This window comes from Thermostichus sp. MS-CIW-23 (assembly GCF_054059455.1).
The window spans coordinates 1-23,312 of record NZ_JBSSCC010000020.1; the positions used below are offsets into that span (position 1 = coordinate 1).

Annotated in this window: 27 protein-coding genes, 1 tRNA gene and 2 pseudogenes; 19 read left to right on the plus strand and 11 right to left on the minus strand. The window is 56.0% G+C overall.

The features are described 5' to 3' along the window. Positions 1-340 precede the first annotated feature (340 nt). The 12 genes from ACVW0B_RS08460 (at position 341) to ACVW0B_RS08515 (ending at position 9,379) form a co-directional block, all read left to right on the plus strand. Positions 341-1,342, plus strand: a complete 1,002-nt coding sequence (locus tag ACVW0B_RS08460) for a zinc-dependent alcohol dehydrogenase family protein (protein WP_414349833.1) — start codon at positions 341-343, stop codon at positions 1,340-1,342. A gap of 33 nt (positions 1,343-1,375) precedes the next feature. Beyond that, positions 1,376-1,945 (plus strand): hypothetical protein, encoded by a 570-nt coding sequence (locus ACVW0B_RS08465; protein WP_414332236.1) that lies wholly within the window; start codon positions 1,376-1,378, stop codon positions 1,943-1,945. Positions 1,946-2,020: 75 nt separating this feature from the next. Then, positions 2,021-3,616: a bifunctional aminoglycoside phosphotransferase/ATP-binding protein gene (locus ACVW0B_RS08470; protein WP_457491471.1), complete on the plus strand. Its 1,596-nt coding sequence runs from the start codon at positions 2,021-2,023 to the stop codon at positions 3,614-3,616. 46 nt (positions 3,617-3,662) lie between these two features. Next, a complete protein-coding gene (locus ACVW0B_RS08475; RefSeq protein WP_457491453.1) occupies positions 3,663-3,794 on the plus strand; it encodes a hypothetical protein in 132 nt (43 codons plus the stop codon). Between the two features lie 116 nt (positions 3,795-3,910). Continuing rightward, the gene (locus ACVW0B_RS08480; RefSeq protein WP_457491472.1) at positions 3,911-4,564 is read left to right on the plus strand and encodes a Crp/Fnr family transcriptional regulator; all 654 of its coding nucleotides are present in this window, start codon (positions 3,911-3,913) and stop codon (positions 4,562-4,564) included. A 59-nt stretch (positions 4,565-4,623) separates the two neighbouring features. Continuing rightward, positions 4,624-4,696 (plus strand) — tRNA-Phe (locus ACVW0B_RS08485). Positions 4,697-4,900: 204 nt separating this feature from the next. Then, positions 4,901-7,435 carry a dynamin family protein gene (locus ACVW0B_RS08490; RefSeq protein WP_457491454.1) on the plus strand — a complete coding sequence of 845 codons (2,535 nt, stop codon included), beginning with the start codon at positions 4,901-4,903 and terminating at the stop codon, positions 7,433-7,435. Positions 7,436-7,482: 47 nt separating this feature from the next. Continuing rightward, positions 7,483-7,893: a KGK domain-containing protein gene (locus tag ACVW0B_RS08495; RefSeq protein WP_414332234.1), complete on the plus strand. Its 411-nt coding sequence runs from the start codon at positions 7,483-7,485 to the stop codon at positions 7,891-7,893. Next, positions 7,868-8,296: a KGK domain-containing protein gene (locus tag ACVW0B_RS08500; protein ID WP_041436828.1), complete on the plus strand. Its 429-nt coding sequence runs from the start codon at positions 7,868-7,870 to the stop codon at positions 8,294-8,296. The genes ACVW0B_RS08495 and ACVW0B_RS08500 overlap by 26 nt, the downstream gene beginning before the upstream one ends. Before the next feature lie 27 nt (positions 8,297-8,323). After that, positions 8,324-8,689: a KGK domain-containing protein gene (locus ACVW0B_RS08505; protein WP_457491455.1), complete on the plus strand. Its 366-nt coding sequence runs from the start codon at positions 8,324-8,326 to the stop codon at positions 8,687-8,689. Between the two features lie 10 nt (positions 8,690-8,699). After that, on the plus strand, positions 8,700-9,122 hold the full coding sequence (locus tag ACVW0B_RS08510) for a KGK domain-containing protein (RefSeq protein WP_457491456.1): 423 nt from the start codon (positions 8,700-8,702) through the stop codon (positions 9,120-9,122). 2 nt (positions 9,123-9,124) lie between these two features. Further along, entirely contained in the window at positions 9,125-9,379 is a 255-nt protein-coding gene (locus ACVW0B_RS08515; RefSeq protein ID WP_457491457.1) for an HNH endonuclease, read from the plus strand. Positions 9,380-9,444: 65 nt separating this feature from the next. On the opposite strand, the gene ygfZ is transcribed toward ACVW0B_RS08515, so the two are convergent. Next, positions 9,445-10,413, minus strand: coding sequence for a CAF17-like 4Fe-4S cluster assembly/insertion protein YgfZ (gene ygfZ / locus ACVW0B_RS08520; protein WP_457491458.1), 969 nt, complete (start codon positions 10,411-10,413; stop codon positions 9,445-9,447). A 94-nt stretch (positions 10,414-10,507) separates the two neighbouring features. Between ygfZ and ACVW0B_RS08525 the strand changes: the two genes are divergently transcribed. Further along, a complete protein-coding gene (locus ACVW0B_RS08525) occupies positions 10,508-12,043 on the plus strand; it encodes a hypothetical protein (protein ID WP_457491459.1) in 1,536 nt (511 codons plus the stop codon). A gap of 301 nt (positions 12,044-12,344) precedes the next feature. Beyond that, positions 12,345-12,539 carry a hypothetical protein gene (locus ACVW0B_RS08530; RefSeq protein WP_414349826.1) on the plus strand — a complete coding sequence of 65 codons (195 nt, stop codon included), beginning with the start codon at positions 12,345-12,347 and terminating at the stop codon, positions 12,537-12,539. Here the strand turns inward: ACVW0B_RS08530 and ACVW0B_RS08535 are convergent. The 8 genes and pseudogenes from ACVW0B_RS08535 to glmU all read right to left on the minus strand — a co-directional run. Continuing rightward, positions 12,536-13,486 carry an AEC family transporter gene (locus ACVW0B_RS08535; RefSeq protein ID WP_011434195.1) on the minus strand — a complete coding sequence of 317 codons (951 nt, stop codon included), beginning with the start codon at positions 13,484-13,486 and terminating at the stop codon, positions 12,536-12,538. The two genes, ACVW0B_RS08530 and ACVW0B_RS08535, sit on opposite strands and share 4 nt — an antisense overlap. Before the next feature lie 26 nt (positions 13,487-13,512). Next, a complete protein-coding gene (locus ACVW0B_RS08540; protein ID WP_414388748.1) occupies positions 13,513-14,772 on the minus strand; it encodes a 4-hydroxy-3-methylbut-2-enyl diphosphate reductase in 1,260 nt (419 codons plus the stop codon). A gap of 217 nt (positions 14,773-14,989) precedes the next feature. Next, positions 14,990-15,265, minus strand: coding sequence for a lipopolysaccharide assembly protein LapA domain-containing protein (locus ACVW0B_RS08545; protein WP_457393110.1), 276 nt, complete (start codon positions 15,263-15,265; stop codon positions 14,990-14,992). Positions 15,266-15,316: 51 nt separating this feature from the next. Next, positions 15,317-15,763 carry a pentapeptide repeat-containing protein gene (locus ACVW0B_RS08550; protein WP_457384596.1) on the minus strand — a complete coding sequence of 149 codons (447 nt, stop codon included), beginning with the start codon at positions 15,761-15,763 and terminating at the stop codon, positions 15,317-15,319. 169 nt (positions 15,764-15,932) lie between these two features. Beyond that, a pseudogene (locus ACVW0B_RS08555) lies at positions 15,933-16,116 on the minus strand (hypothetical protein); the annotation flags it as partial. Positions 16,117-16,164: 48 nt separating this feature from the next. Further along, complete coding sequence (locus ACVW0B_RS08560; protein ID WP_457443865.1) at positions 16,165-16,626, minus strand: RNA-guided endonuclease InsQ/TnpB family protein; 462 nt, start codon at positions 16,624-16,626, stop codon at positions 16,165-16,167. An 81-nt stretch (positions 16,627-16,707) separates the two neighbouring features. Next, on the minus strand, positions 16,708-17,214 hold the full coding sequence (locus ACVW0B_RS08565; RefSeq protein WP_457491473.1) for a PPC domain-containing DNA-binding protein: 507 nt from the start codon (positions 17,212-17,214) through the stop codon (positions 16,708-16,710). 39 nt (positions 17,215-17,253) lie between these two features. Next, positions 17,254-18,606: pseudogene (glmU, locus tag ACVW0B_RS08570) on the minus strand (bifunctional UDP-N-acetylglucosamine diphosphorylase/glucosamine-1-phosphate N-acetyltransferase GlmU); the annotation flags it as partial. Between the two features lie 138 nt (positions 18,607-18,744). Between glmU and ACVW0B_RS08575 the strand changes: the two are divergent. The 5 genes from ACVW0B_RS08575 (at position 18,745) to ACVW0B_RS08595 (ending at position 21,375) form a co-directional block, all read left to right on the plus strand. Further along, positions 18,745-19,173, plus strand: coding sequence for an SHOCT domain-containing protein (locus tag ACVW0B_RS08575; RefSeq protein WP_457491460.1), 429 nt, complete (start codon positions 18,745-18,747; stop codon positions 19,171-19,173). Between the two features lie 134 nt (positions 19,174-19,307). Then, a complete protein-coding gene (locus tag ACVW0B_RS08580; RefSeq protein WP_011434188.1) occupies positions 19,308-19,766 on the plus strand; it encodes an MAPEG family protein in 459 nt (152 codons plus the stop codon). A gap of 151 nt (positions 19,767-19,917) precedes the next feature. Then, positions 19,918-20,187: a hypothetical protein gene (locus ACVW0B_RS08585; protein ID WP_414332008.1), complete on the plus strand. Its 270-nt coding sequence runs from the start codon at positions 19,918-19,920 to the stop codon at positions 20,185-20,187. A gap of 36 nt (positions 20,188-20,223) precedes the next feature. After that, positions 20,224-20,904: an energy-coupling factor ABC transporter ATP-binding protein gene (locus ACVW0B_RS08590; RefSeq protein ID WP_414331746.1), complete on the plus strand. Its 681-nt coding sequence runs from the start codon at positions 20,224-20,226 to the stop codon at positions 20,902-20,904. 258 nt (positions 20,905-21,162) lie between these two features. After that, a complete protein-coding gene (locus ACVW0B_RS08595; RefSeq protein WP_457384595.1) occupies positions 21,163-21,375 on the plus strand; it encodes a CP12 domain-containing protein in 213 nt (70 codons plus the stop codon). 398 nt (positions 21,376-21,773) lie between these two features. Here ACVW0B_RS08595 and ACVW0B_RS08600 read toward each other — a convergent pair whose 3' ends face one another. Then, complete coding sequence (locus tag ACVW0B_RS08600; RefSeq protein WP_457491461.1) at positions 21,774-22,577, minus strand: FTR1 family iron permease; 804 nt, start codon at positions 22,575-22,577, stop codon at positions 21,774-21,776. A 49-nt stretch (positions 22,578-22,626) separates the two neighbouring features. Continuing rightward, entirely contained in the window at positions 22,627-23,118 is a 492-nt protein-coding gene (gene msrB, locus ACVW0B_RS08605) for a peptide-methionine (R)-S-oxide reductase MsrB (protein WP_457491462.1), read from the minus strand. Positions 23,119-23,312 lie beyond the last annotated feature (194 nt).

Sequence of the window (23,312 nt, forward strand, 5' to 3'; positions counted from 1 at the left end):
GCCTGAAATTCCGAAACTTAGCTGTCCTCTGGGGCCGCTAGGGATTGGGATAAAGCCCGCACCCTGCGCATAGCGCGGGTGTCGGGTAGTTTACTAGCCTTTTTATTGCTTCATGGAGTGGGGTGACGGCTTCGGTTTTGCGTGGGTATGTTGACCCTGCGCATACAGCGCGGGGCTTCTCGGCGGTTTAGCTAAAATAGGCTAGAGAGCAGCTGCAAGACTCCGCAGGGTTGCAAAGCAACACCCCAATGGGGAGATGCCCATCTTCTCATCACCAGAACAAACTCTACCCTGCATCCTTTGAGCGGGCCAACCCAACTGAAGCTGACAACTTGAGCGCATGAAAGCCGTAGTCATGAGTGTGCCCGGCGGGCCAGAGGTTCTGCAGCTCCGAGAAGTACCTGAGCCCCAAATTCGCGGCGAGCGGGAGCTGCGCATCCGTCTGAGGGCAGCCGGCGTCAACCCCATCGACACCAAACTGCGGCAACGGGGCACCTTCTATCCAGAGGAGATGCCCGCCATTTTGGGGTGTGACGGTGCCGGCGTTGTGGAAGCCGTGGGATCCGGAGTTAGGCACTTTACAGTGGGAGACGAGGTGTACTTCTGCCACGGGGGTCTGGGCAGGCAGGCGGGGAATTACGCCGAGCTGATCGTGGTGGACGAGCGTTTTGTGGCTCCCAAGCCCAGAACTCTGAGCTTTGCGGAGGCTGCTGCTGCCCCGCTGGTGCTGATCACCGCCTGGGAAGCGCTGTACGACCGGGGACGTCTCCAGGCCGGCCAAAGTGTGCTCATCCACGGGGGAGCGGGCGGAGTTGGCCATGTGGCCATTCAACTGGCCCGTCTACGGGGATCCAAAGTGGCCACCACCGTGAGCACCCCGGAAAAGGCGGAGTTTGTCCGTTCCCTAGGCGCCGGCTTGCCCATCTTCTACCGGCAGACAGACTTTGTGCGCGCCGTTTTGGACTGGACAGGGGGAGAGGGGGTAGATCTTGCCCTAGATACCTTGGGCGGCAAGCTATTGGAGCAGACCTTCCCCGCAGTGCGCGTGTACGGAGATATCGTCACCCTACTGGCCCCGGCCCCAGAGATCGACTGGCGGGTGGCTCGCGACCGCAACTTGCGGGTGGGATTTGAGCTGATGCTCACCCCGATGCTGAAAAGCCTGACCAACGCCCAACAAAATCAGGCGGAAATCCTCAGGCAATGTGCCCGCCTCATCGACCAAGGCCAACTGCGGATCCAGCTCAGCCACACCTTTCCTCTGGCCGAAGCGGCTGCCGCCCACCGGTTGCTGGAGCAGGGATCCGTTCTGGGCAAAATTGCCTTAACCATCCCCGAGTAGGCATGCTGGAGAAAGCCCGTTGAGGATCTGCCCATGGTTGCTCCTCTCACCCCCCACCTGCTGGAGAACGAGAGCTTCTACGAAAATGCCCTCTGCTGGCTAGGGCGACCCCAGACGGCCTATCGACTGTTGAGCGAAGCAGTTTTTCCTGCCATCTCCTCTTGGGTGCGGGGGGAGGTAGATAGCCACTCTTTTAACCACTGGCAACTGGAGGATGTGCGCACCTTTCTGTATCCGGTGGTGGCTCTGGGGGATCAAGAAACCCTTGTTCTCTCCAGTGAAGCCCTGCTCCTCTGCGGCATCGGCAACTATTACAACCCCTGTGACTTGGCCATTGTGGTGTTTGTGCAGCAGCCCCAAGAGCTGTTCAGCCAACTGATGCAGCGCATTCGCCGGGCCGAAGCCACTATCAGCCGCGGGCCAGACGTGCGCATGCTCTCGGAACAGGTAAACCTGGCCAAGCGCGGACAAGACTACATCAACACCAAATATCTGGTCTGGCCCTACGCTCTTTCCGGTGCTGCTCAAGATACGCTAATTCAGCAGGGGATCAGCCTCATCCGTCTTTCCCCCCAAGAAGCCGCCTTGCCCTTTAAGGAATAGGTGGAGGACAATCTGCTCTGTCGGCGGAAGATAGGGATCCCCGTCCAAGCCCTTTTTCCATCTCTATCGTTTTTCATGGTCGATACCCACCTGCCCCCCTTGATCCAAGCGATGCTGGATCCCGCCTTCTACCCTCATCCGGTACAGGATCCCATTCGGCTTATTCAAACCCACATTTCCTATATTCTGCTGACAGGCGACTATGCCTATAAAGTGAAAAAGCCTTTGGACTTTGGCTTTTTGAACTTCACCACCCTGGAGAGGCGGCGCCACTTTTGCCAAGAAGAGCTGCGCATGAACCAGCGCGGTGCTCCCGGCCTTTATCTGCAGGTGTTGCCCATTGTCCAGACCGATGGCCGATTTCAGCTCAACGGCAGCGGCGAGCCCATAGAATACGCTCTGCAAATGCGGCAATTTCCCCAAGAGCAACTGTTCAGCAACCTGTTTGAGCGGGGAGAGCTAACGCCGTCCTTGATGGAGGAGCTGGGGCGGGTGGTGGCGACGTTTCATGCCCAAACCGAGACCAACGACTACATCCGCAGCTTTGGCCGGCCAGAACGGGTGCGAGAAGCCTTTGACGAGAATTACGCCCAAACCCAGCGCTACGTCGGCGGCCCACAAACAGCTCAGCAATATCGAGAAACCCAAGCCTACACTGATCGCTTTTTTGCTGAGCGGCAGGAGCTGTTTCAACAAAGAATAGAACAAAACCGCATTCGTGAATGCCACGGAGACCTGCACCTAGGCAACATCTGTTTTTGGGAAGGGAAGATCCTGCTTTTTGATTGCATCGAGTTTAATGAAGCCTTCCGCTTTGTGGATGTCATGTACGACATATCCTATGGGGTGATGGATTTGGATGCCCGCCATCGCCCCGATCTGGGAAACGTCTATTTGAACACTTACCTGGAAGAAACCGGAGATTGGGAAGGGCTGAAGATCTTGCCTATTTACCTCAATCGGCAGGCCTACGTGCGGGCCAAGGTCGCCTCTTTTTTGCTGGAGGATCCCACTGCAGCAGAGGAAGCCAAGGCCACAGCCTTTAGCACCGCCGCCCGCTATTACCGTCTTGCCTGGGAATACACCCTCCCCAAGCGGGGGCAGTTGTTCCTGATGTCGGGATTGTCGGGATCCGGCAAAAGCACGGTAGCCCGCCACTTGGCCCGTCAGCGGGGAGCCATTCACATTCGCTCCGATGCGGTGCGCAAGCATTTGGCCGGGATCCCTCTGCGGCAACGGGGGGGGCCGGAGGTTTATACCCCGGAGATGACCGATAAAACCTACCGCCGCTTGGTGCAGTTGGGAGTAGAGCTGGCCCAGGAAGGCTACACCGTGATTCTGGACGCCAAGTTTGACCGGCAAGCCCTGCGGGGGATGGCCATTGAGCAGACCCAACGCCAAGGGATCCCACTGCGCATCCTCCACTGCTACGCCCCTGAACCTGTTTTGCGGGAGCGCCTGCAACGCCGCAGCCCAGCTCCTCAACCCCTCTTGGCCCCAGCCGGCTGCATCGATGGGGATCAGCAGCCCTCTGCCGACATTGCTGATGCCACCGCCGAGATGCTCTCCCAACAGCAGGCCCACTGGCAGGATTTTTCCGATTCGGAACGGCCTTTTTTAAAGGTTTTGGATACCAGCCAAGATTGGCAATCTCAACTTCAGCAGGTCTAGATCTCGACTCAAACTGCACAAACTCGAGAAAATTGCTATCAGCAAGATGGATTTTGCCGTTTCTGGGTTAGAGAATGGCAGCAGCTTTTTTGGGCAGGGATCCCTTTCCAAAGTAGAGGTCAAAATTGGGTCTAAAGCTCTGTCCTATCGCTACGCAGTTCGCCCTGGCGGGCTGTAGGCTGGGGAGCAGGGGGGCTTTCCAGGCCCACCCTTTTCCCATCCCACTCGACCAGAACTGACCACGTGCAGGAGGATCCCACGGTGAGCGATGTAACTCCAGATGACCTTCGCCTGATGCTCCTGTTCGAGGGCTTTCCTCCTGAGAGGCTAGAGCCGCTGGCCGGGCAAATGTCGTTGCGCTCCCACCCGGTCAATCAGGCCATCTTGTTACAAAATGACTGGGGTAACGCCGTTTATTTCATCCTGAAAGGGTGGGTCAAGATTCGCACCCATGATCTCGAAGGCCGGGAGATCACCCTCACCATTCTTGGTCCAGGGGAAATCTTCGGGGAAATGGCTGCTTTGGACGAAGCGCCTCGTTCTACCGACGTTGTAGCCCTAACAGCCACCAAAGTCAGTTGTCTGTCGGCCCAACACTTCCTGGCTTTTTTGGCTTCTGATCCTCAGGCCGGCATCCGCCTTGCTCAGCTCATGTCGCGCCGCTTACGGCAGATCAACCGTCGTCTGCAGTTGCGCGAGGCCAGTAGTACGGCCCGTGTTGCCGATATCCTGCTGTTCTTGGCCGAATCTCGTGGCCGGGTTAGCCGGAGTGGTGTAGAGATCCCCAACTTGCCCCATCGGGAGCTGAGCAGCCTAAGTGGCCTGGCTCGGGAAACGGTCACTCGCGTTCTGTCTAAGCTGGAGCAAGAGGAGCTGATCCGCCGGGATCGCACTCGAGATGTTCTCTGCATCCCCCAGATGGAGGCTTTGGAGAAATTGATTGGCTAAATTGGGGGCGCCACCAGTTGTCAAAACCCCCCTCGACATCGTAAGATAGTAGGTCCAGAGCCGGGATAGCTCAGTTGGTAGAGCAGAGGACTGAAAATCCTCGTGTCACCAGTTCAAGTCTGGTTCCTGGCATCTGGTATGAGTATGCTGAGGCGGGCTTGGGTCAACGACCTAAGCCTTTTTGCTATGTCGGTCTGGGGAGTTCTGCTCTTCTCTCTTCACGTGTATGCACATATAGCCACACAGCTCCGGGACTGAAGAAAATTGTTGTAGGAATCCTCACCTCAAGCATAGGCAAGTTATAATCCCGGCAGCCTCTGTGGAGATTGCTCTCTTATGTCTGTAAAGCTCCTGCCTCAGTGTGAGAACTTGAAAGAGCAGGTTGAAGCTATCCTGCAACTCTGGCATCAGGATTCCACTTTTTCAGGCAAGCAAGATACCACTCGGATTCAAGCTTCCCTCAGCAAAGCTATTTCTCCAACCTTCGAGATTGTCTTTGCCGGTGCTTTCAGTGCTGGCAAGTCTATGCTAATCAATGCCCTCTTAGAAAGAGAGCTTCTCTACAGCGCCGAAGGGCACGCCACAGGGACAGAGTGCTACATCGCCTACGCAGAGCCAAATGCTGAGAGAGTGGTGCTCACTTTTCTTAGCGAGCAGGAAGTGCAAGAACAGATGACCGCCTTCTGCGCTTTCCTAAACTTGGCTCCGTCACTCAGCAGGCTGGAAGACACTGCACTGAATCCCCTGAAGGAGCGTGCTGAGGCTATTATTCAGCAGGAGGGAGGCAAAAGCAAGTCAGAGCGGGCGAAGCAGGCGGATGCACTTCGCTTGTTGATTACAGGTTTCCAGCAGAACCGGGACAAAATTCACCCTACCGAGAACAAAGTTTTCTCAATGGAGCAGCTCAACTTCGGCAACCTAAGGGAAGCTGCGGGTTTTGCCCGGCGCGGCGCCAATAGCGCAGTTTTGCGAAAGGTGGAATACTACTGCCATCACCCCTTACTGGAAGATGGAAACGTTATTGTCGATACTCCTGGGATCGATGCTCCAGTCAAAGCGGATGCAGAGCGTACTTATCGAAAAATTGCCGATCCGGATACGTCCGCAGTTGTTTGCGTTCTCAAGTGTGCTGCAACGGGTGAGCTGACCAAGGAAGAGACAGAGCTTATTGAGCATATTCAAAGTAATGATAGCATCAGGGATCGCGTCTTCTATGTGTTTAACCGGATTGATGAGACTTGGTACAACGCACAACTAAAGCATAGACTAGAAAACATTATCGACCAGCAGTTTCGTCAACTCCGCGTATTTAAGACAAGCGGCCTTCTCGGCTTCTATGGTTCCCAGATCAAGGCAACTACCCCCGAGGATCGATTTGGACTGGATACGATTTTTTCAGAAAGCATCAAAGAATTGGGTGGTGAGGAAGAAACGCCCCAGTTTGTCAGCGAGTTTAACAAGTACTGCACGTCAGGTAGGTTGGTTGGATCCCTGTTCCGCCCTTCTGTACATGGGTACGACACACCCATAAATAACTACGTTCGGATTCTGAGGGAGTGGGGAAAACCTTTGATTGAGTATATGATTAAAGATAGCGGTATTGAAGACTTTCGGGCTGGGATTACTCGTTATTTAACGGAAGAAAAGCGGCCACAGCTATTTTCCGCGCTGGCCGATGATTTGCAACCTCTCTGCATCGAGATGAGGAAGTCCTATCTAGATCTCTACCGAGACATTGATAGCCAGCCCAAAGAGATTGACAGCATGATTTCCTATGAGCTGACGCTGATCAATCAGCAGCTAGCCAGTATCGGCCGAGAGTTTGACGAGCATATCCAGACAGTAGTCAATAAAGTTATTAACGGAGAAAACAAAGAATTTGAGAACGATTTCCGTAAATTGCAGGCTAGGATGGTACGGAGGCTAGATGAGCTTTTGGATACTTTTTCGTTGGACAATGTTTACAGTCAAGCCGTTCGCATTCGTCCCCGCAACTCCACAGCTCCATTCTTAGCTGTATTGGTCGAAGCCTTTTATTATTTGTCCAACCATCTAGAGGACATCCTGGTAGAATCAGCCAGCACGCTTGTAGAGAACTTCTTTCGTCGCCTTGTTGATGAAGTTCGCAGCTCGAGCTACTACAGGCAGTTGTTTCGCCTACTGGGATCCGATGGGGACTTGGAGAAAAAGCTTCTTTTGGTTAAGGAGGTAACTTTGAGTTCTCTTGTCAATGGTGCCCGAAAAGAGTGCGACCGCTACCTCAGAGAAAGTCCCCGCTTCTATGAGGAAGGAACATTCTCGATCTACCAGTTTCGAGAAGTCCTAAAACAAACCAGCCAATCATACGACATCTCTGCCATTCAAGACGCAGAGCCTGGAATCCGACAATTACTCAAGCTTGACTTCGAGCCGAAAATTAACCAGACAGTGCGTTCTAGCTTCCGACAAGAGACCAACAATACTCTGAAAACTCAGCTATTGCCGGTTGCCAAGCAAGTAGCCGATGAGATTTTGCAAAAGTACCCAGAAGCAAAGCAGTTCATGGAAGCAACTCTCAGAAAAGAGGCTGAAGAGAAAATTGCGCTTAACCAACAGCGGCTGAAAGAACTGGAGGCAAGCATAGACAAGTACAACCAAGCTGTTTCTGGGATCAACCTCTGCCTGCAGGCTTTGGGCCTCAATCGCGAGATGCTGCCCTTGATTACTCGTCCTGAGCCTTCCTCTGTTGGTGAGTCAGTTCAGATTTTGGCAAGTCTCCCTGAACAGCAAGTAGGTGACAGCAATGCAAGCGAAGCAGTCGCTCTTGGTCGTTCTACACCCATAGACGAGAGTTTTCCAGAGTTGGATAGCATTCTCGATGATTTGAGATAGAGCGGCTTGTCTTTGTTTTTGGCCTTTCACTTGATCCAGATAAAGTCATGGGATCCAAATCGATACCTCTGCAGCAGCACCCAGAAGGGATCCTCTCTGTAAGGGAGAAAACTTTCAAGGTTGCCAACTTGGTCAAAGCAGCCCAAGAGGACTTGACCAAGAAAGAAGAGCTGCATCGCTTGTTCATTGCGGCCTTGAGATCCTCAGGGATTCTGCCGCCGGAAGACTTGCTCAACATTGCCAGTAGCCTTCTTGCTCCCAAGCCAGAAGAAAAATTGTTGCAAGAAGCGAAGTGGTTTGGGCAGGGACTTGCTTGTCAACTCTTGGTGCCGGGCAAGAAAGATTGGGAAAAAGGCAGAGTCAGATTGCGGATCACTGTAGAGTTTGAGCCAGAGGATACAGGCTCAGAGAGCAGCAGCGGATCCCCTCTGGATGACCTTCGCGAAAGTGAGAGCTAGCCTAAGCCAGAGAGACATAGAGGGGGTTGGGCAAGTGTCAAGTAATGATCAATCTCAGGAGTGCTTTGTTGAGCTAGATATTTTCCAAAATACTGTCATTGATATAGGAGGACGCCTAATCTACTCGCAAGAGTTTGCTCAGGTGTACTCAGAGATTGTTTATGAGAGTATCAGATCCTACTTATCCAGCAAACTTAGCGAAAAGGGAGTCTCGATTCTATGGAGCAACTTGAACGGAATAACTAACGTGAAAGGAATTCCTGCTAAACTCTTACGTCCTGGCTCACCGTGGATTGCTGGTAGAGTTAGGATGAGACTAGTGGTTGAGTTTGAGCCAGAAGAAACGGGATCAGGGAGCAGTAGATCGCCTTTGGATGACATTCGGGGAGATGTCAGTCAGTAAAGTCTGTTAGCAATAGGAGACAATGCCGTGGTCGATCCGATAGTTTTTAGGTCAGATGATAGGGAAACTGTCGTTGGAATTGGTGATCAAGTCTACCTTCCAAGTAGATTGCATAGTGCAATTATTAATTACCTTCTTTCAGATACTTTACGGACAAACGGTTACCTTAAATCAAGAAAGGTTTATGCGGACATTAAAATGCTCGTGGATGGAATAGAATCTAGAGTCTTACAGCCCAGAAAGTCGTGGATCTCTGGCAAGATATCAGTCAAAGTTTATCTCGAGTTTGTTCCTGATGACCCATATAGAGATTCTGGAGATAGCGCTCCCAGAAAACTAGAGGATTCTATACCGGATGATTTACGGGCTGTTCAAGTTGTCTCTATGTCTTGAGGTCGATAAGATGACAAAAACATCCATTAATCTTAGCCAACTGCGAGACGGAGTTATCACTTTTATCAACGAGAACAATAAGCAGGAAGTCTACATGATTTCCAAGCTTTGCGATTCTATCAATTCTTATTTCCTGAGGTTTGACCAAATGGGAAGAGAACTAGACAGTTACTTGAGTTCGTTTGAGATACAGATACAAACAGGTATTCCCTATGAAGATCGGGTTCATTTTTTCCATAAAGGAGTTCCATGCTCGATTCTTTCTCCTAAAACTAACGGTTGGCAGACCGGTAGAGTAAAAGTAAGAGTAGAAGTTACGATTGACTTTTATCCTGACAATCCTGAATTTCTGATAAAAGAACCCGACCAAGAGATATTAGAACCTCTAGATGAAAAGTCTCCACTGGACGATCTTCGCAGTATGGATGAATAACGATGAAAGAAAGAAAATCCGGCGAAAGGATTCTAATTCCAGCAGCCGTGCGGGAGCATGTTTTCCAAAGAGACGGCTTCCGTTGTCGCGGTTGCGGAAAGTCGCCCCCAGAGGTTCAGCTTCAGATCGATCACATCATCCCCATTGCCCAAGGGGGCAGTAACGATATCAGCAATCTGCAAACGTTGTGCAAAACCTGCAACCGACGCAAAAAGGATCGACGGGATCCCCGCTTTCGCCGCCACTTTGACTGGTGAGTTGCGGTGTTTCGCCTACGCTTCTCCCTCTAGAAAAGAGAGGAGAGAGGTCTGCAAAAACAACCTCAGACAATAGGCGGAAAGCTCAAAAACGGCATTCGAGTCAGGACTCCCGGCACCGAGCCGACTTCTACTTGTAGACCTTCGGCGGGCTCAAACTTGGTGCGCACGTATCCCAATCCCAGGTACCCTTGCGAAGTCAAGCCCGCGCTGGTCAGTAAACCAATCTTTTCCCCCTGCCGCAAAATCTCTGTGCCGGGCTGAGCCTCTCCTTGAAGGCGGATCCCCCACAAAGTTTGCCGAATGCGCTGGTAGGTTACCTGCTTGGCCAAGACTTCCTGGCCAACGTAGCAACCTTTGTCAAGGGAAACAGCTCGCCACAGGCCGGCTTCTAGGGGGTTGTAGTCTGAGGTCAGCTCTCGGTCGGCGGCGGGGCGACCCGCTTCTAGGCGGAGGACTTCCCACAGCTCAGGTGGGGCCAGCTTGGCTCCGGCTTGGAGCAAGCATTCTTCAAGAGCGACTTTCTGGTCAATGGTGCCCCAGAGGGTAAACCCCGGCTGGGCAAGACCCGTGCCACAAGCCAGATGGACAGGGATCCCCTGGATCTCCACGGCGCAGTGCTCATGAGGCCCGGTCGGAATCTCTTCTGAGCTCACCACTTGCTCCAGGAGAGCTTGACTCTGGGGGCCGAGCAATCCAAAACCAAAGGTCTGATCTGTCTCATCTTTCAACTGTGCTCCCCGCACCAAAGGCAGCATGCGCCCCAAACTCTGCATCAGCAGGCTGCGCCGCTGGGGTGAAGTCCAGATCCAGCAGTCTTCTTCTCCCACGTACACCGTTGCCAAATCCAGGATGCCGGCGGTGGGGGTCACGAAAACCGTGTCGGCCCCCTGCCCTGGCTGGAGGGCCTTCAGATTTTGGGTGCTTTGGTTGTGCAGATAGTCCAAGCCTGGGGATCCCTTCATGCGCAAACGGCCCCACCCGGAGCGATCCAGAAGCAGGGATCCCGTGGAAACAGCAGCTAGAAGAGACATCGCTCACCCCAGAGATGGGCTTTGGTTTTCTTCTCTACCCTAGAATAGGCTAGTTCACCCTACCGTCTGTGGCAGACCCCCGGCGTACTGAACTGTGATTGAGGTTGAAGTCCACCAACAGTTGCGGCAGCTTTTGCGGCAGTCTCCCGAAGCCCTGTGGCCCCACCAGTTGACGATGGCTCGCATGGTGGCGCGAGGGTTGCGGTTGGGTCGCAGCACCTTGATCCAGGTGCCCGCTGGGGGTCAGCACCGCCTCAGTTATCTGCTGCCGGCCCTGATGTGGCCCAACCCCACCTTGCTCTGCGCTACAGCTCCTGTGCAGGCGCAAATTTTGGGGGAAGAGATCCCCTGGCTACAGCACACCCTGCAGTTGCATAAGCCCGTCCTGCAAAAAGACCGCTGGCCGGATCCCGATTTCCAGGGGTTGCTGTTGGTGGATCCCCTGGATTGGCTGCAAGCTCGCTTGAGAAAGGGATCCTCGCAAGTGCCGACAGGGATCCCTTTGATCCTGGATGGAGCCGAAGACCTGGAAGATTGGGCCTACCAGGCGCTAACGGTGACCCTGGAAGCCAGCCATTGGCAACAGCTCCGGCAAATCTTCCCTGCCGAGGCGGAGCAGCTCTCCCAGGTTCAGGTCAATTTGTCCCTGCAGCTTTTGCGGCGGCCTCTTTCCCGCTGTCTGCTTCATGCGGATGAACAGGTTCACCTGGATGCTGTGCTGTCTTTGGTGACAGGCTACCCCGGCTGGCTGCCGGATCCCTGGGATCAAATCCGCCGGCGGCTCAGCTCTGAGGGGGATCCCGTCTCCAAATGGATTTGGTGGGCCGAAACCGACCGAGAAACCGGTCGCCTCACCCTTCACCACAGCCCGGCGGCTCTGCACGATTGGCTGGCCCCCATTTGGGCCACACAGCCGGTGGTGATTATCGGGGAAGCGCTGGATCTGGATCGCCAGGCGGAAACCTATCGGCGACGGTTGGGCTTGCCGGATCTGACGCCGCTGCGGTTTGCCTCAGGCGAGGGTTGGCCCCGTTCTGGCGGGGCGGAGCTGTCCCTCTACTTGCCGCGCCTCCCCCTGCCCAACAGCCCTCTATTTCAGGATCACCTGCTGCAAGAGCTGAAAAACTTGATCCCTCAGGCGCAGGGCTTCGTGGTGGTGTTGGTGTCGGATCAACCTCTGCAGGCACAGGTGGGGGCGGCTTTGGCTGCCGAATTCGGCTCGCGGGTGCGGGTAAACAGCCCGTTCCCCGGCGAAAAGGGCATTTTGGTCTGCGACTGGCCCTACTGGCTGCACCACAAGGCCGGCTTGCCTCGCCCGGAACTGATGGTGATCGCCACTTTGCCTTTCCCTTCTGTGGAAGACCCAAGGGTGGCCGGACGGGTGCAATATCTGCAACGCACCCAGCAGGACTGGTTTCGTCAGTACCTTTTGCCGGTGGCTGCTGCCCAGTTGCAACGGGCCGTCGCGCCTCTGCGGCAAGGCTCTGATTCGGGAGAAGACCCCAGCTCCCCCACTCGATGGGTGGCTATTTTGGATAGCCGCATTATCGTCCGCAGCTACGGCGTCTCTCTTCTCAATGCCTTGGGGCCAACTTTACGGGTCGAGCAGCGCAGCCAATTGTTCGTTTAGGGATCCCTGGGCCTCTTGCTCGAGTTGATGGGATGTATGGTCATTTTAAACAGGAATGAAACATTTCTGTCCAGCTCCTCTCTCCCTCTGGGAGAAGGTCTGGGGGTGGCCGCGGAAGCAGCGCGGAACGCCTGGGGAGTGTCTCAATCTAGTTTGGAATGACTATATTGAGGATTTTTTGGCTTGAGGGACTGAGAGAAGGCTTGCTCAGCATAGAGGGGAGATTTGTATCCTAGAGAGCCAAAGCCAACTGGGATCCAAGCTATTCTGAGGGTGAATCACTCCTACTCACCTTCTTCTCATGATCAGTCCTGCTCTCAGCTCCGATACAGCACTGCGCACGCAAGCAGTTTGGAAGCCATTGCGGCAGGCCATTGTGGAAAGCTCGGGTTTTCGGGGATGGCTCCAGGGCCGGGAGTTGCCCACTCAGGAAGCAGAGCTGGATCAACTGGTGCATCGCTACCTCGAGCAAACCTTGTCTCACCTGGCCTATTAGGATCCCCAGAGTCCCAGCCAGAGGGGCAAGGTCAGCAAGGCGGCCAAGTACCCCACGGCCAAGGCAGTTACGGTAATTTCCCGATCCAAGTCGTATTCTTCCGTGAGCACCAGGGTGGCGATGGCGGGGGGCATACCGCTCTGCAGGACCAGCACCAGCTTGGCCAGAGGCGGGTAGGGGGTGAAGGCAAGGCCGATTCCCACCAAGAGCGGCACAATCACAATTTTGATCAAGAGGGCCACTCCGGCGGCAAGAAAGGATCCCCAGCGCTTCACCTGGGCCAGCCGCATCCCCAAAATCATCAAACTGAGCGGGATCATGCTCCAGGCAAAAGCCGCCAACCCTTGAGAGAGCCAACCCGGCAGGGGTTCGCGGGTCAGCAGTAGGCCCATAGCAAAAGACCAAAGAGCAGGGGTGCGCAAAATGTGGAGGCCCACCTGCCAAGGTTGGGCATGGGAACTGCCGTGGCGGCTGGCCACCCACACGCCAAACCCGTAGGCCATGAACAGAGTGCCCAGCAGATCGTAGAACAGGGCCCAGCCAAAGTAAGCCCTTCCGGCCACAGCCAGACAGATGGGATAGCCCAAATACCCGGTGTTCCCCAGGGTGGCGGTCAGGTGAAAGCTGCCCTGCTGGGCACTGCTCCAACAGTTGGGGACATCCCCCACACCACGGTGCTGCCACCACAGCCAAGCGCTGGTCAAGGCAAACCCCAGCCCCACCGACAGCCAGCAGATCAGGGGAGCAACCCAGATTTGACCCGACAGATCCACTCCCTGCATAAACCCGACAATGCTGAGGGGCACTCCCACCCAAAACATGAATCGCCCCAAGGCGTGGGGATCCAGCCAACGCTTCCAGCCGCCGGGCAGCCCCTTCTGGAGAGCAAACCCCAGCAGCGTCCAGCCCAGCAAGGGAGGATAAACCTGAAAAAGGGTGTTGAGCACGCTCAAGAGGGAGAGGGAAGGGATCCCTAGGCAGGGATCCGCCGGGGTTCTTCACGCAGGGCGAAGATGCGTTGAATCACCTCCTCGACAACGCGGTCTGGGGTAGAGGCACCGGAGGTAATGCCGATTTGCACCGGCCCATCGGGCAGCCACCCTTCGGTAACCGTCGGGTCTTGGTGAAGAGGCTTGTGACGGATGCGGTTGTTGGGTTGGATGCAGTCAGGACCATCGATGTGGAAGGAAGGCAAGCCCTTGGCCAGGGCAATTTCCTGCAAGTGGGTGGTATTCGAGGAATTAAACCCCCCGATCACCACCACGACATCCAAAGGTTGCTCCAGCAGCTCGAACATGGCATCCTGCCGCTCTTGGGTGGCATTGCAGATGGTGTTGAAGCTCATGAAGTGGTTGTCTAACTCCTGGGGGCCATATTTGCGCAGCATGGTGGTCTCAAACAGCTTGGCAATGGCGCGGGTCTCCCCCTCTAGCATGGTGGTTTGGTTGGCGATGCCGATCCGCTCTAGATCGCGATCCGGATCAAAACCGGGGGAAGTGGCCTTGCCAAAGCGCCGCCGAAATTCTGCCGCATCTCCGCCTTGCAAAATGTAGCGGGCGACCCATTCTGCTTCTTCCAGGTTCAGCACCACCAGATATTTTTCGGCAAAGGAGCTGGTGGCTACGGTTTCCTCGTGGTTGTACTTGCCGTGGATCACAGAGGTGAATTGAGCCGCGCGGTGCTTGTCCACTTGGTTCCACACGCGGGAAACCCAGGGGCAGGTGGTATCGACAATCTCATTGCCCTGCGACCGAAAAAACGCCATTTCCGATGCACTTGCCCCAAAAGCAGGCCAAATCACCACATCTTGGGGCCGGATCTGAGAGAAGTCCTTCTTGCCGTCTGGGCCTTTCTCCACAAAGCGGATCCCCATCTCCTTCAGGTGCTGGTTTACCAGAGGGTTGTGGATGATCTCGTTGGTGATCCACAGTTGCCGATCCGGAAAGCGTCGCCGCGCTTCATAGGCATATTCCACCGCCCGTTCCACGCCCCAGCAAAAGCCAAAGGCCCTGGCCAGGTGAATGGTAATGTCGCCCCGCTGATAGCGGTAGGACTGGGCACGGATTTGCTCCACAAGGGGGCTTTTGTAGGTGGTTTGCAGCTCCAGTTGAGCCTGATCCTTGTGTTCTTCAAACCCCTTGGCGAAGTAGGTGCTGGATCCGCGCAGGGCTTTGCGCAGGGCCCGTGGGTCTTGGGGAGAGCTATCCGGGGAAGTAGGTTGAAAATAAGCCATGGTTACGGTTGGAGATACGCACTGCTCAAGCAGACGGCGAAGGGATCCTGATCTCAGCTTACGCCCAGTCTCGCATCGGTGGGCCATTCCAGCATGCTTTCCCTAGGGCCAGCGACAAGATTGTCAAGTCAACTATAGAATTGCAGGTAGAATTGCAGGGGATCGAAGCCGTTGAGCCAAAGCCAGAAAGCAGAGGGATCCCTTTGGCAATTGGCCGTTATTGGGGCGGTTGATCCTGCATTTCCAGTTGGCGCACCCGTTCCTGTAATTGGCGGGCGGTGGCAGAAAAGCTGCGCCCAGGCCAGAGGAGAGAGCCCAGCCCCACCGTCAACAGGCCCAAGCCGACAGCCGCGGCAATGAGAAATCCCAAAGGCAACTCCACCGAGCGCCACATTAAGAAATGTACGGTCAGGGTGGTGGGGTTTTGTCCGGCCAGGACTGCCACTCCCACAGCCAGCAGCAGTGTCAAGACCAAGTTGAACAGCAGCAACATCAGGGATCCCGTCGCAACAGTTCCATTCTGCCTTGTCTGCTGGGGGGTGGCTCAAGCCAGCACACTCCCGTCAGGTAGGATGGCCCCCCTGAGGTCAGCGCCGGTCAGCACTGCTCCGCCGATTTTTGCCCCGCTTAGATCGGATCCCTGCAGTTGTGCACGGGTTAGCTTGGCTTCCCAAAGGTAGGCACCGTGCAAGTTGGCTTCCCGCAAGTCGGCAAAGCTGAGATCCGCGCCGATCAAGTTGGCTTCCCAAAGATTGGCCCCGCGGAGGTTGGCCCCCATCAAGTTGGCCGAGCTGAGATCGGCGCCGCGCAAATCGGCTTCCTGCAGGTTAATGCCACTCAGCTTGCCAAAGGAGAGGTTGGCCCCTCTCAGATTCACCCCTTGCAGGTTGGAGCGCACCAAGTCCACCCCCACCAGGTTGGATTCTTGAAAGTTGCGCTCGCCAGAGGCATATTCTGTCAGCAGATCGTCAGCAGTTGTCACTCGGGGCATGGCCGGATACTGCCATCCGTGCGTTAAGCTTAACAATTTCTGGCTGCTCAACGGGGTACTGATGACCGCTCCGAAAGACCTACGAAACGCTAACAAACACTTCCAGAGTGTTCAGTGCCTGTCGCGTCTGATACATTTACGCTGAACACTGCTGAACATCACTGTTCAACTATGCAGCGATAGCATTCTGTTTGTTTCCAACCAGAATGGCGGTATCCCGCAAAGCTTTGAGTAGAATACCCAAAGCGCAGTTTCCGTGTCGTCTTACTACCAATTTTCTGCTTTGCTTTGGCTACCATGTTGGCAGACTCGAAAGTAAACAGAAAGATCAACTGGTAGTAATCCGTACTGAACATATTATACATTATTTTCAGTATAGTTGAGCTTATTATTGACTAGAGTCATGCTCTCAAGCTAACAACCACGTTCTTGGGTGTGGTCACCGGGAGCAGCTCTGCGCAGCGCAGCCAACCGAAGATAGGTACCTTGATGCGGTTGCCAGAAGTGCGAATACTCCCTTCCAGGTAAAAGCTGTCTCGCACTCCCTTGCGTTTGAAGCGGGGAAACTTCCCCAACCCACCCCGCCAGCGCTTAAGGGCTTGCTCCAAGTTGCGTAATGCCTGCTGAGGGGCGCATTTGGAGACCTGGTAGTACCAGCGATGTTCTTTCTTCACCTCGGCCACTAGGCGCTTGTGCAGGTCAATGGCGGTGGGAAGTTTTTGCTGGTTCTCCAGGGCTTGCCGACAGACTTCTAAGCCCCAGTTATAGGCGTGGCGGGCTACCCCAGCGTGTTGGGCGGCTAGAGTTGTTTGCTTGCGGTTAAGAATGAGTTGCGTCCGAAAACCCAGTAATATGCCCGCCACACCGCAAAGCGTCCATGAGTTCCGTGAAGCTTTCGGCTTGGCGCTCACAAGCCCCCTTTAGCTTTAGGTAACTCATGTTGACTACTGTAAGCTTTTCGGCCTGCTGTTGTCAGCCTCTGGTTTTGTCTGCTGGTTTTGCTGGGGTTGGGGGGGTGGGGACGGCCAGCAGGGATCCCCTGCCACGGGTTGGATGTGCAACTCCAGGTAGCCGGTGGCCGGATCCGGTTGACGGGAGAAGCGATACTCCGGGCTGTCGGCGAGGACAATTTCGGCGGTGGTGTAGATGAGGCAGCCGGGGCGCAGGTGTCCCCCCCAGGTTTGGCCTCGGGCATCGGCAACGGTGAGATGGAGATGGACTCCGTCAGGGCACAGGGATCCACTCAGGGCCAGGATCTCCAGGCGTTCCGACAGCAGGTGATCCCCCATTTGGTCGGCCAGGCGCAGGATGGCTTGGCTGAGGCTGCCGACAGCGCTGAGGACAAACCCCGCTTGCAAGGGCTGCTGCCGGGCCACTCGCTCCAGTTCCTGCTTGAGATCTTGGCCGGGGAAAAGGCGCAAGGGATAAATCTTGAGGGATCCCGGCGGCATGGGCTGGGGCTCCTGGGGGCGGGAAGAGCGGATCCCAAGTCGCCAACCGGGCTTGACCACCGGGCGGGAGCGAGCGATCACCAAGCAGTCATCCGGCAGGGGGTAGCGGGCAGGGATGGTGGAGCCGGCAGCAATGGTGACATCGGATCCCACCTGCAAAGGAGCCACCAACACCGAGTTGGCGCCTGTTTTGCTGCGATCCCCAATTTCGGTGAAGTGCTTTTGCTGGCCGTCGTAGTTGGCGATGATGGTGCCCGCGCCGATGTTGACCTGGGATCCCAGCTTGGCATCTCCCAGGTAGGCCAAGTGGGCGGCGTTGCTGTGGGATCCAATCTGGGTATTTTTGGTTTCCACAAAGTTGCCGATGCGGCAATGATCCCCAATCTGGCTGTGGGGGCGCACGTGGGCGTAGGGGCCTATCCAGACCTGGTTGCCGATGCGGCTGTGGCTGACCACCGAGTAGAGAATGTGACAGCCGGATCCAATCTCGCTGGACTCGATCCAACTGCCCGGCCCCAGGCGGGTTCCCGAGCCAATGCGGCACACCCCTCGCAGATGGGTTTGGGGCTCGATCACCACATCGGGGGCCAATTCCACCGTTTCCTCCAGGCTGCTGCTGTCGGGATCCACAAAGGTGACCCCGGCTTCCATCCAGGCTTCCTTGAGGCGATCCTGCAAAATCTGGTACGCCTGGGCCAGTTGGCGGCGGTCGTTGATGCCCACAATTTCTTGCGGATCGGCAACATCCAGAGCGATGGCTTTGCCCACCCGCTTGACGGCATCCGTTAGGTAGTACTCCTGCTGTGCGTTGTTGCTGTTGAGATGGGGCAAAACCTGGGCCAGAGCCGGCCAGTGGAAACAATACACCCCACTGTTGATGCGGCGATTTTGCCGTTGGGCCGGGGTGCAGTCTCGCTCTTCCACCAGTTCCAGCACCCGCTGTTGGGCATCGCAAAATACCCGCCCATAGCCATAGGGATCCGCCACCTGAGCCGAGAGCAAGGTTACCTCTGGGTTCATCTGGCGGTGGCGCTCCACCAGAGCTTGCAGGGTTTCTGCCCGCAGCAGGGGCACATCCCCGTTGATCACCAGCAGATCCCCCTGAAAACCGCCCAGGACGGGCAACAGCTGTTGAACGGCGTGTCCGGTGCCCAATTGCTGGGCCTGCTCCACAAATTCAACCGGGTACTCCCGCAGGGCTTGGCGCACCTGCTCCTGTTCATAACCCACAATCACCAGACAGCGGTGGGGTTTCAAGGTTAGCACCGTGCGCAGCAGCCGCTCGATCAAAGACAGGGATCCCAGCTTGTGCAGCACCTTGGGCAGCCGTGATCGCATCCGGGTACCTTTGCCCGCTGCCAAGATCGCTACCGATAGCTCCCGCTCTGCCATGTTCCTTCCCCGAACTGCCCCCATCAAGTATAGGCGGCAGGATTCTGCCCAAAGGTAGTCTGAGGTTCGCTCCAAGTTCCTGAGCTCTGTGGGGCCAAAACTGAGCTAGCTTAATGGCACATCTAGCTGGTGCAGTCCATGGCCGAGAGCAGGGATCCTGATACGCCCCCACAGGATCGTCGGCGGTTAATCCGAGAGGTGGCCGGTTGGCTGGCGATGCTGGGGGTGTTCATTCCAGGGTTGCAGCGCTTCTATATGGGGCACCAACGCTGGGGCTGGGGCTACTTGGTGGTGGGGCTGATGGTGTTCGTTCCTTCCATCCCGCTGCAGATCCTCAGCTACGGGGTACGCGCCCTTTGTTTGCTGGAAGGGCTGTGGATTCTGACCATGAGCAATGCCGATTTCGATTTTCGATTCAACCGAGAGTTGATCGAGCTGGAATGGACCAGTGTGGAAGGCCGAGAAGCTCGGGATCCCGAACAGCAGTTGGAAAGCCAGTTGAAACAGGGCTTGATCACCCGCGCTGAATATGAGGAGCGCCGCCGGCAAATCCGCAAGATTTCCTGACGCAAGCATCTGCCTGGATAGACAGCCCGATAGATGGATAATGGTTCTGGTGTTGATTTTCCCGGCAATAGCTCCCACCCAAGCTGGGCTCTTTTCTCTCCTCTGTCATTGTGCACCGCCCTTTTGCCTATCTTATGTTGCCAAATCCTCCTCTCGTAGCCATCCCCCTGTTCTCCATCGCGGCAGCCATGCTCTTGGTCTATCTGCCCATGGGGGTGGTGGGCTATGCCCGTGCCCGCGTCGGCTACGACCTGCATGCCCCTCGGGCTATGTTTGATAGGCTACCTCCCTACGGGCAACGGGCCACCTGGGCCCACGCCAACGGGTTTGAGACCTTTGGGATGTTTGCGGCAGCAGCGTTGATTGCCTACATCACCGGCCCTCACTCGGATCCCTGGTATTTTGGCCTCAGCGGAGATGAAGGGGTAGCTGTGCTGTGTGGGGTGTTTCTGCTGGCGCGGCTGCTCTACAACTTTTTCTACATTGCCGATATTCCCATTGGGCGATCCCTCTCCTTCTTGGCGGGATCCCTGGCCACGTTGGGCCTGTTGCTGATTAGCCTGCTGCCTTTTCTCGGCACCGGCCTGGCCTAATCTGGCGAGAGAAACTCCCCCGTCATTTGTTGAGCCTGCCGGTACCCTGGCCCAACCTGCGATACTGGAAAAGGACTTCGTCCTGCTGTCGCCAACGGCGTCCTCTGGGTGCCTCTCTTTTGTCCCACGGCCCACTACGCAACGGTCAGCCATGTACACTCTGGAACTGCTCCTGAAAGGGAACCCTGCCCCCATCGTTGTCCACCAAAAAGAGGAAGAAGCGGCCAACCGGGCCTACCAAAGCATCGTCAATGCTCTGCAGAGTGGATCCCCTCAGAGTTTGGAGCTGACCTGCGACCGCACCGGCAAAAAGGTGTTCCTGCTCACCGGTGAGCTATGTGGCGTGCAAATGACTTCCAAGTCGGGCGGCGCCAGCCCCATGGGAGCCCGTCCCGGTTTTTTGGCCCAGTTGCAAAGCTGAGGACAGCCCTTTTCTCTCTGCCGCTAAGGGATCCCCATGTCTGAGGTGGCCATTCGGGTGGAGAGCCTGACCTTTGCTTGGCCGGAACGTCCGCCGGTTTTGCAGGCGTGCAGTTTTGTCATTCCCAAGGGCCAGTTGTGGATGCTCTTGGGGCCCAATGGCAGCGGCAAGTCCACCCTGTTGCAGTTGTTGTCGGGATCCCTGACCCATCCCCAGCCCCTTTCGGGCCACCTGGAGATTCGCGGTCGGCTGGGCTATGTGTTTCAAAACCCGGATCACCAACTGTTCATGCCCACGGTGGGAGCCGATGTGGCCTTTGGCTTGGGGGCAGAGGCTCTGACCTTGGCGGAAATTCACCAGCGGGTGGAAACGGCCTTGGAGCAAGTCGGATTAAAGCACCTGATCCGTCGGCCCATTCACGGCCTCAGCGGCGGACAGAAGCAACGGGTGGCAGTGGCAGGGGCTTTGGCCCGGCGCAGCGAGGTGCTGCTTTTGGACGAGCCGACAGCCCTGTTGGATCCCGACAGCCAGGCGGATTTGCTGCGGTGCATCCGGCAACTGGTGGATCAAGAAGGCATCACCGCCCTCTGGGTAACCCATCGGCTGGCGGAACTGGAGTGGGCAGATGGGGCGATTTTGCTCTCGGAAGGTCAAGTGCGTCAACAGGGATCCCCAGAGCAGGTGCGGCAACGGATTGAACAACTGTTTGGGGCCTGAGGGATCCCTGCGCATCCTGATCCCAAAGAGATCGCGAAAGCGTAGCTGCACCCCCCGGGTGTCCCTGTTTAGAATAGGTAATGTATCCGGTTGATCAATTCGGTTGGCACAAGGTCATTATCCTGGACTCATTCCTCGATCTGGATCGGCTGGTTTTTACCTGTTGATCCTCGGTTACACCGAATCCCTACAGGTTCTGCGTCAACCGGTTATATCAGCGGGCCACCGGCCCCATCTAGTCTAAAGGAGCTTGAGAACATGGGACTGTCTGAAGTGATCGCCAAAGAGCTGGAAAATGCTCGCAACGTCTGCTCTGAGTACGGCGAAGGGGATCCCCACTGCCGTGCGGCCTGGGATGCGGTTGAAGAAGTGCTGGCAGCTCGCAGCCACCAGCCGAGGACTCCCAGCAGCCTAGAGAAGCACTGCGCTGAAAACCCAGATGCTGTTGAATGCCGGGTCTACGATACCTGATTCTCGGGAACCCCACAGAGTGGATGCTCTCTGTCGATTCCGTAGCGATCGACAGGGTTTCCTACTGGGGATCTCCGACAAAATCCAGCGGCCTGCCGGATCCCTGCCGGTAGGCTTTGCTTTCTTGGACTGGAAGGCTTGACTAGGTGCGGTTTCAGGCGCGACGTACAGAGCGCTTTCTTTTTAGGGTCATTTTGATTCAAACCAGGACACTGCACCCGCACTTAAAACGTTAGATGCACAGGGCCAGAAGGCTTTTCCCAGTACCTCGGTCGCCTTGTCCCAACCTGAAACGACTATGAAATTGTGACCTGCATCATTGCCATCCATCAAAACCAGGACAGGGATTCATCAAACTTATGGCTTATGGGATCCCCAGTGCCGGTGGAGAGCGTTTTTCACGAAGAAAGCCTCTGAGCAGAATCAGCCCGCAGCCATTGCCCCACCCACAAGGCGAAGGCTATTCCCAGCAGCAGCAGTTGGGGGAGCAGCGTCTGCCAAGTGGGATATATGCCCAGCCAGCGCAGCTTTGGGATCCCGACCAGGGGGGTGATGGGCAGCCAGTCCGCCACCTGCAGAGCGTGCAAGCCACTGCCCAAAAACTTAAAGCCCAAATAGAAAACCAGCAGACTCAGGCCCCGGAAAAAAACTCCCAGCGGCAATTTCAGCCCCACCTGCAGCAGCAAGATCGCCACCGCCACCAACACCAGGGATCCCAGGCCGATCCCCAGCCAAAAATCTTTTGCCGAGAGGGAAGGGGCCAACCCCACATAAAACAGCACCGTTTCCGCCCCCTCGCGAAACACCGCCACAAAGGCCAGAAAAGCCAAGGAAAAAACCTGACCCGTGGCCAGTGCCGCCTGCGCCTGTTCCCGCACAAAGGTTTGCCAAGAAGCCACTGCAGCCCGGCGGTGCAACCAAAGGCTGACCGAGAACAACAAACCTGCTGCCACCAGCCCGGTGATCCCTTCCAGCACCTCTTGTCGCGTGTGGGTGAGCATCTGCTGGAAAAACAGCTTCACCAGCAGACCGAGCATCACCGCTGCCAGCAAGCCCGCGGATCCCCCTATCCACACCCAGCGCTTCTGAGCCGATTGCCCGCTCTTGCTCATAAGGGCCAGCAGTGCCACCAGCACCAAGAGAGCTTCCAGGCCCTCCCGCAGCAGAATCGAAGCAGCATCTAGGAACGTGTAGTCCGACATAGGCTCACCCAGACAGGCGGCTCAGTTTTAGCTGGAGCCAAGAGGATTTCTAAGTGGTGGCTGGGATGAACTTGAGGGCAGCAGAATTGATGCAGTAGCGCAAACCCGTGGGCGGGGGGCCATCCCGAAACACATGCCCCAGATGCCCACCGCAGTTAGAGCAGTGGACTTCCGTGCGGGGCACAAACAATTTCCAGTCCGTCTTGGTGCCGATCACATGGGGAGCAATCGGCTCCCAAAAGCTGGGCCAACCGGTGCCACTGTCGTACTTGGCCGCTGAGGAAAACAGCTCCTGCCCACAGCCGGCACAGACGTAGATGCCCGCAGCTTTGTTGTCGTAGTAAGCGTTGCGGAAGGGGGGCTCAGTGCCCTCTTGGCGCAGCACATAGTATTGCTCTTCGGTGAGCAGTTGCCGCCACTCGGCGTCGGTTTTGGTGAAGGGATAAGTCTGTTGGGCCATTGCTCTTTGCTCTCCTGCCAAGCTGAGGGGTGCTGTAATTAACCCGGCCACTGCCGAGGTCAATAGCTCGCGTCGTCGCATCGTGAGGTTCATCTGTCGTCGCTGTGTGAGTGACAGGGAGGCGATCCCTACTAGGGGGATCCATCCGCCTTTGTCCGCCACCTGTGGGTTGAGACCTGCAAGCAGGTTACCCGTATCTTAACCCTTCTTTACGCTTCCTTCTGCAAAACAGGGAGATAGCCAGTATTCTATGGGTTCCATTGGCAGCTTCTATC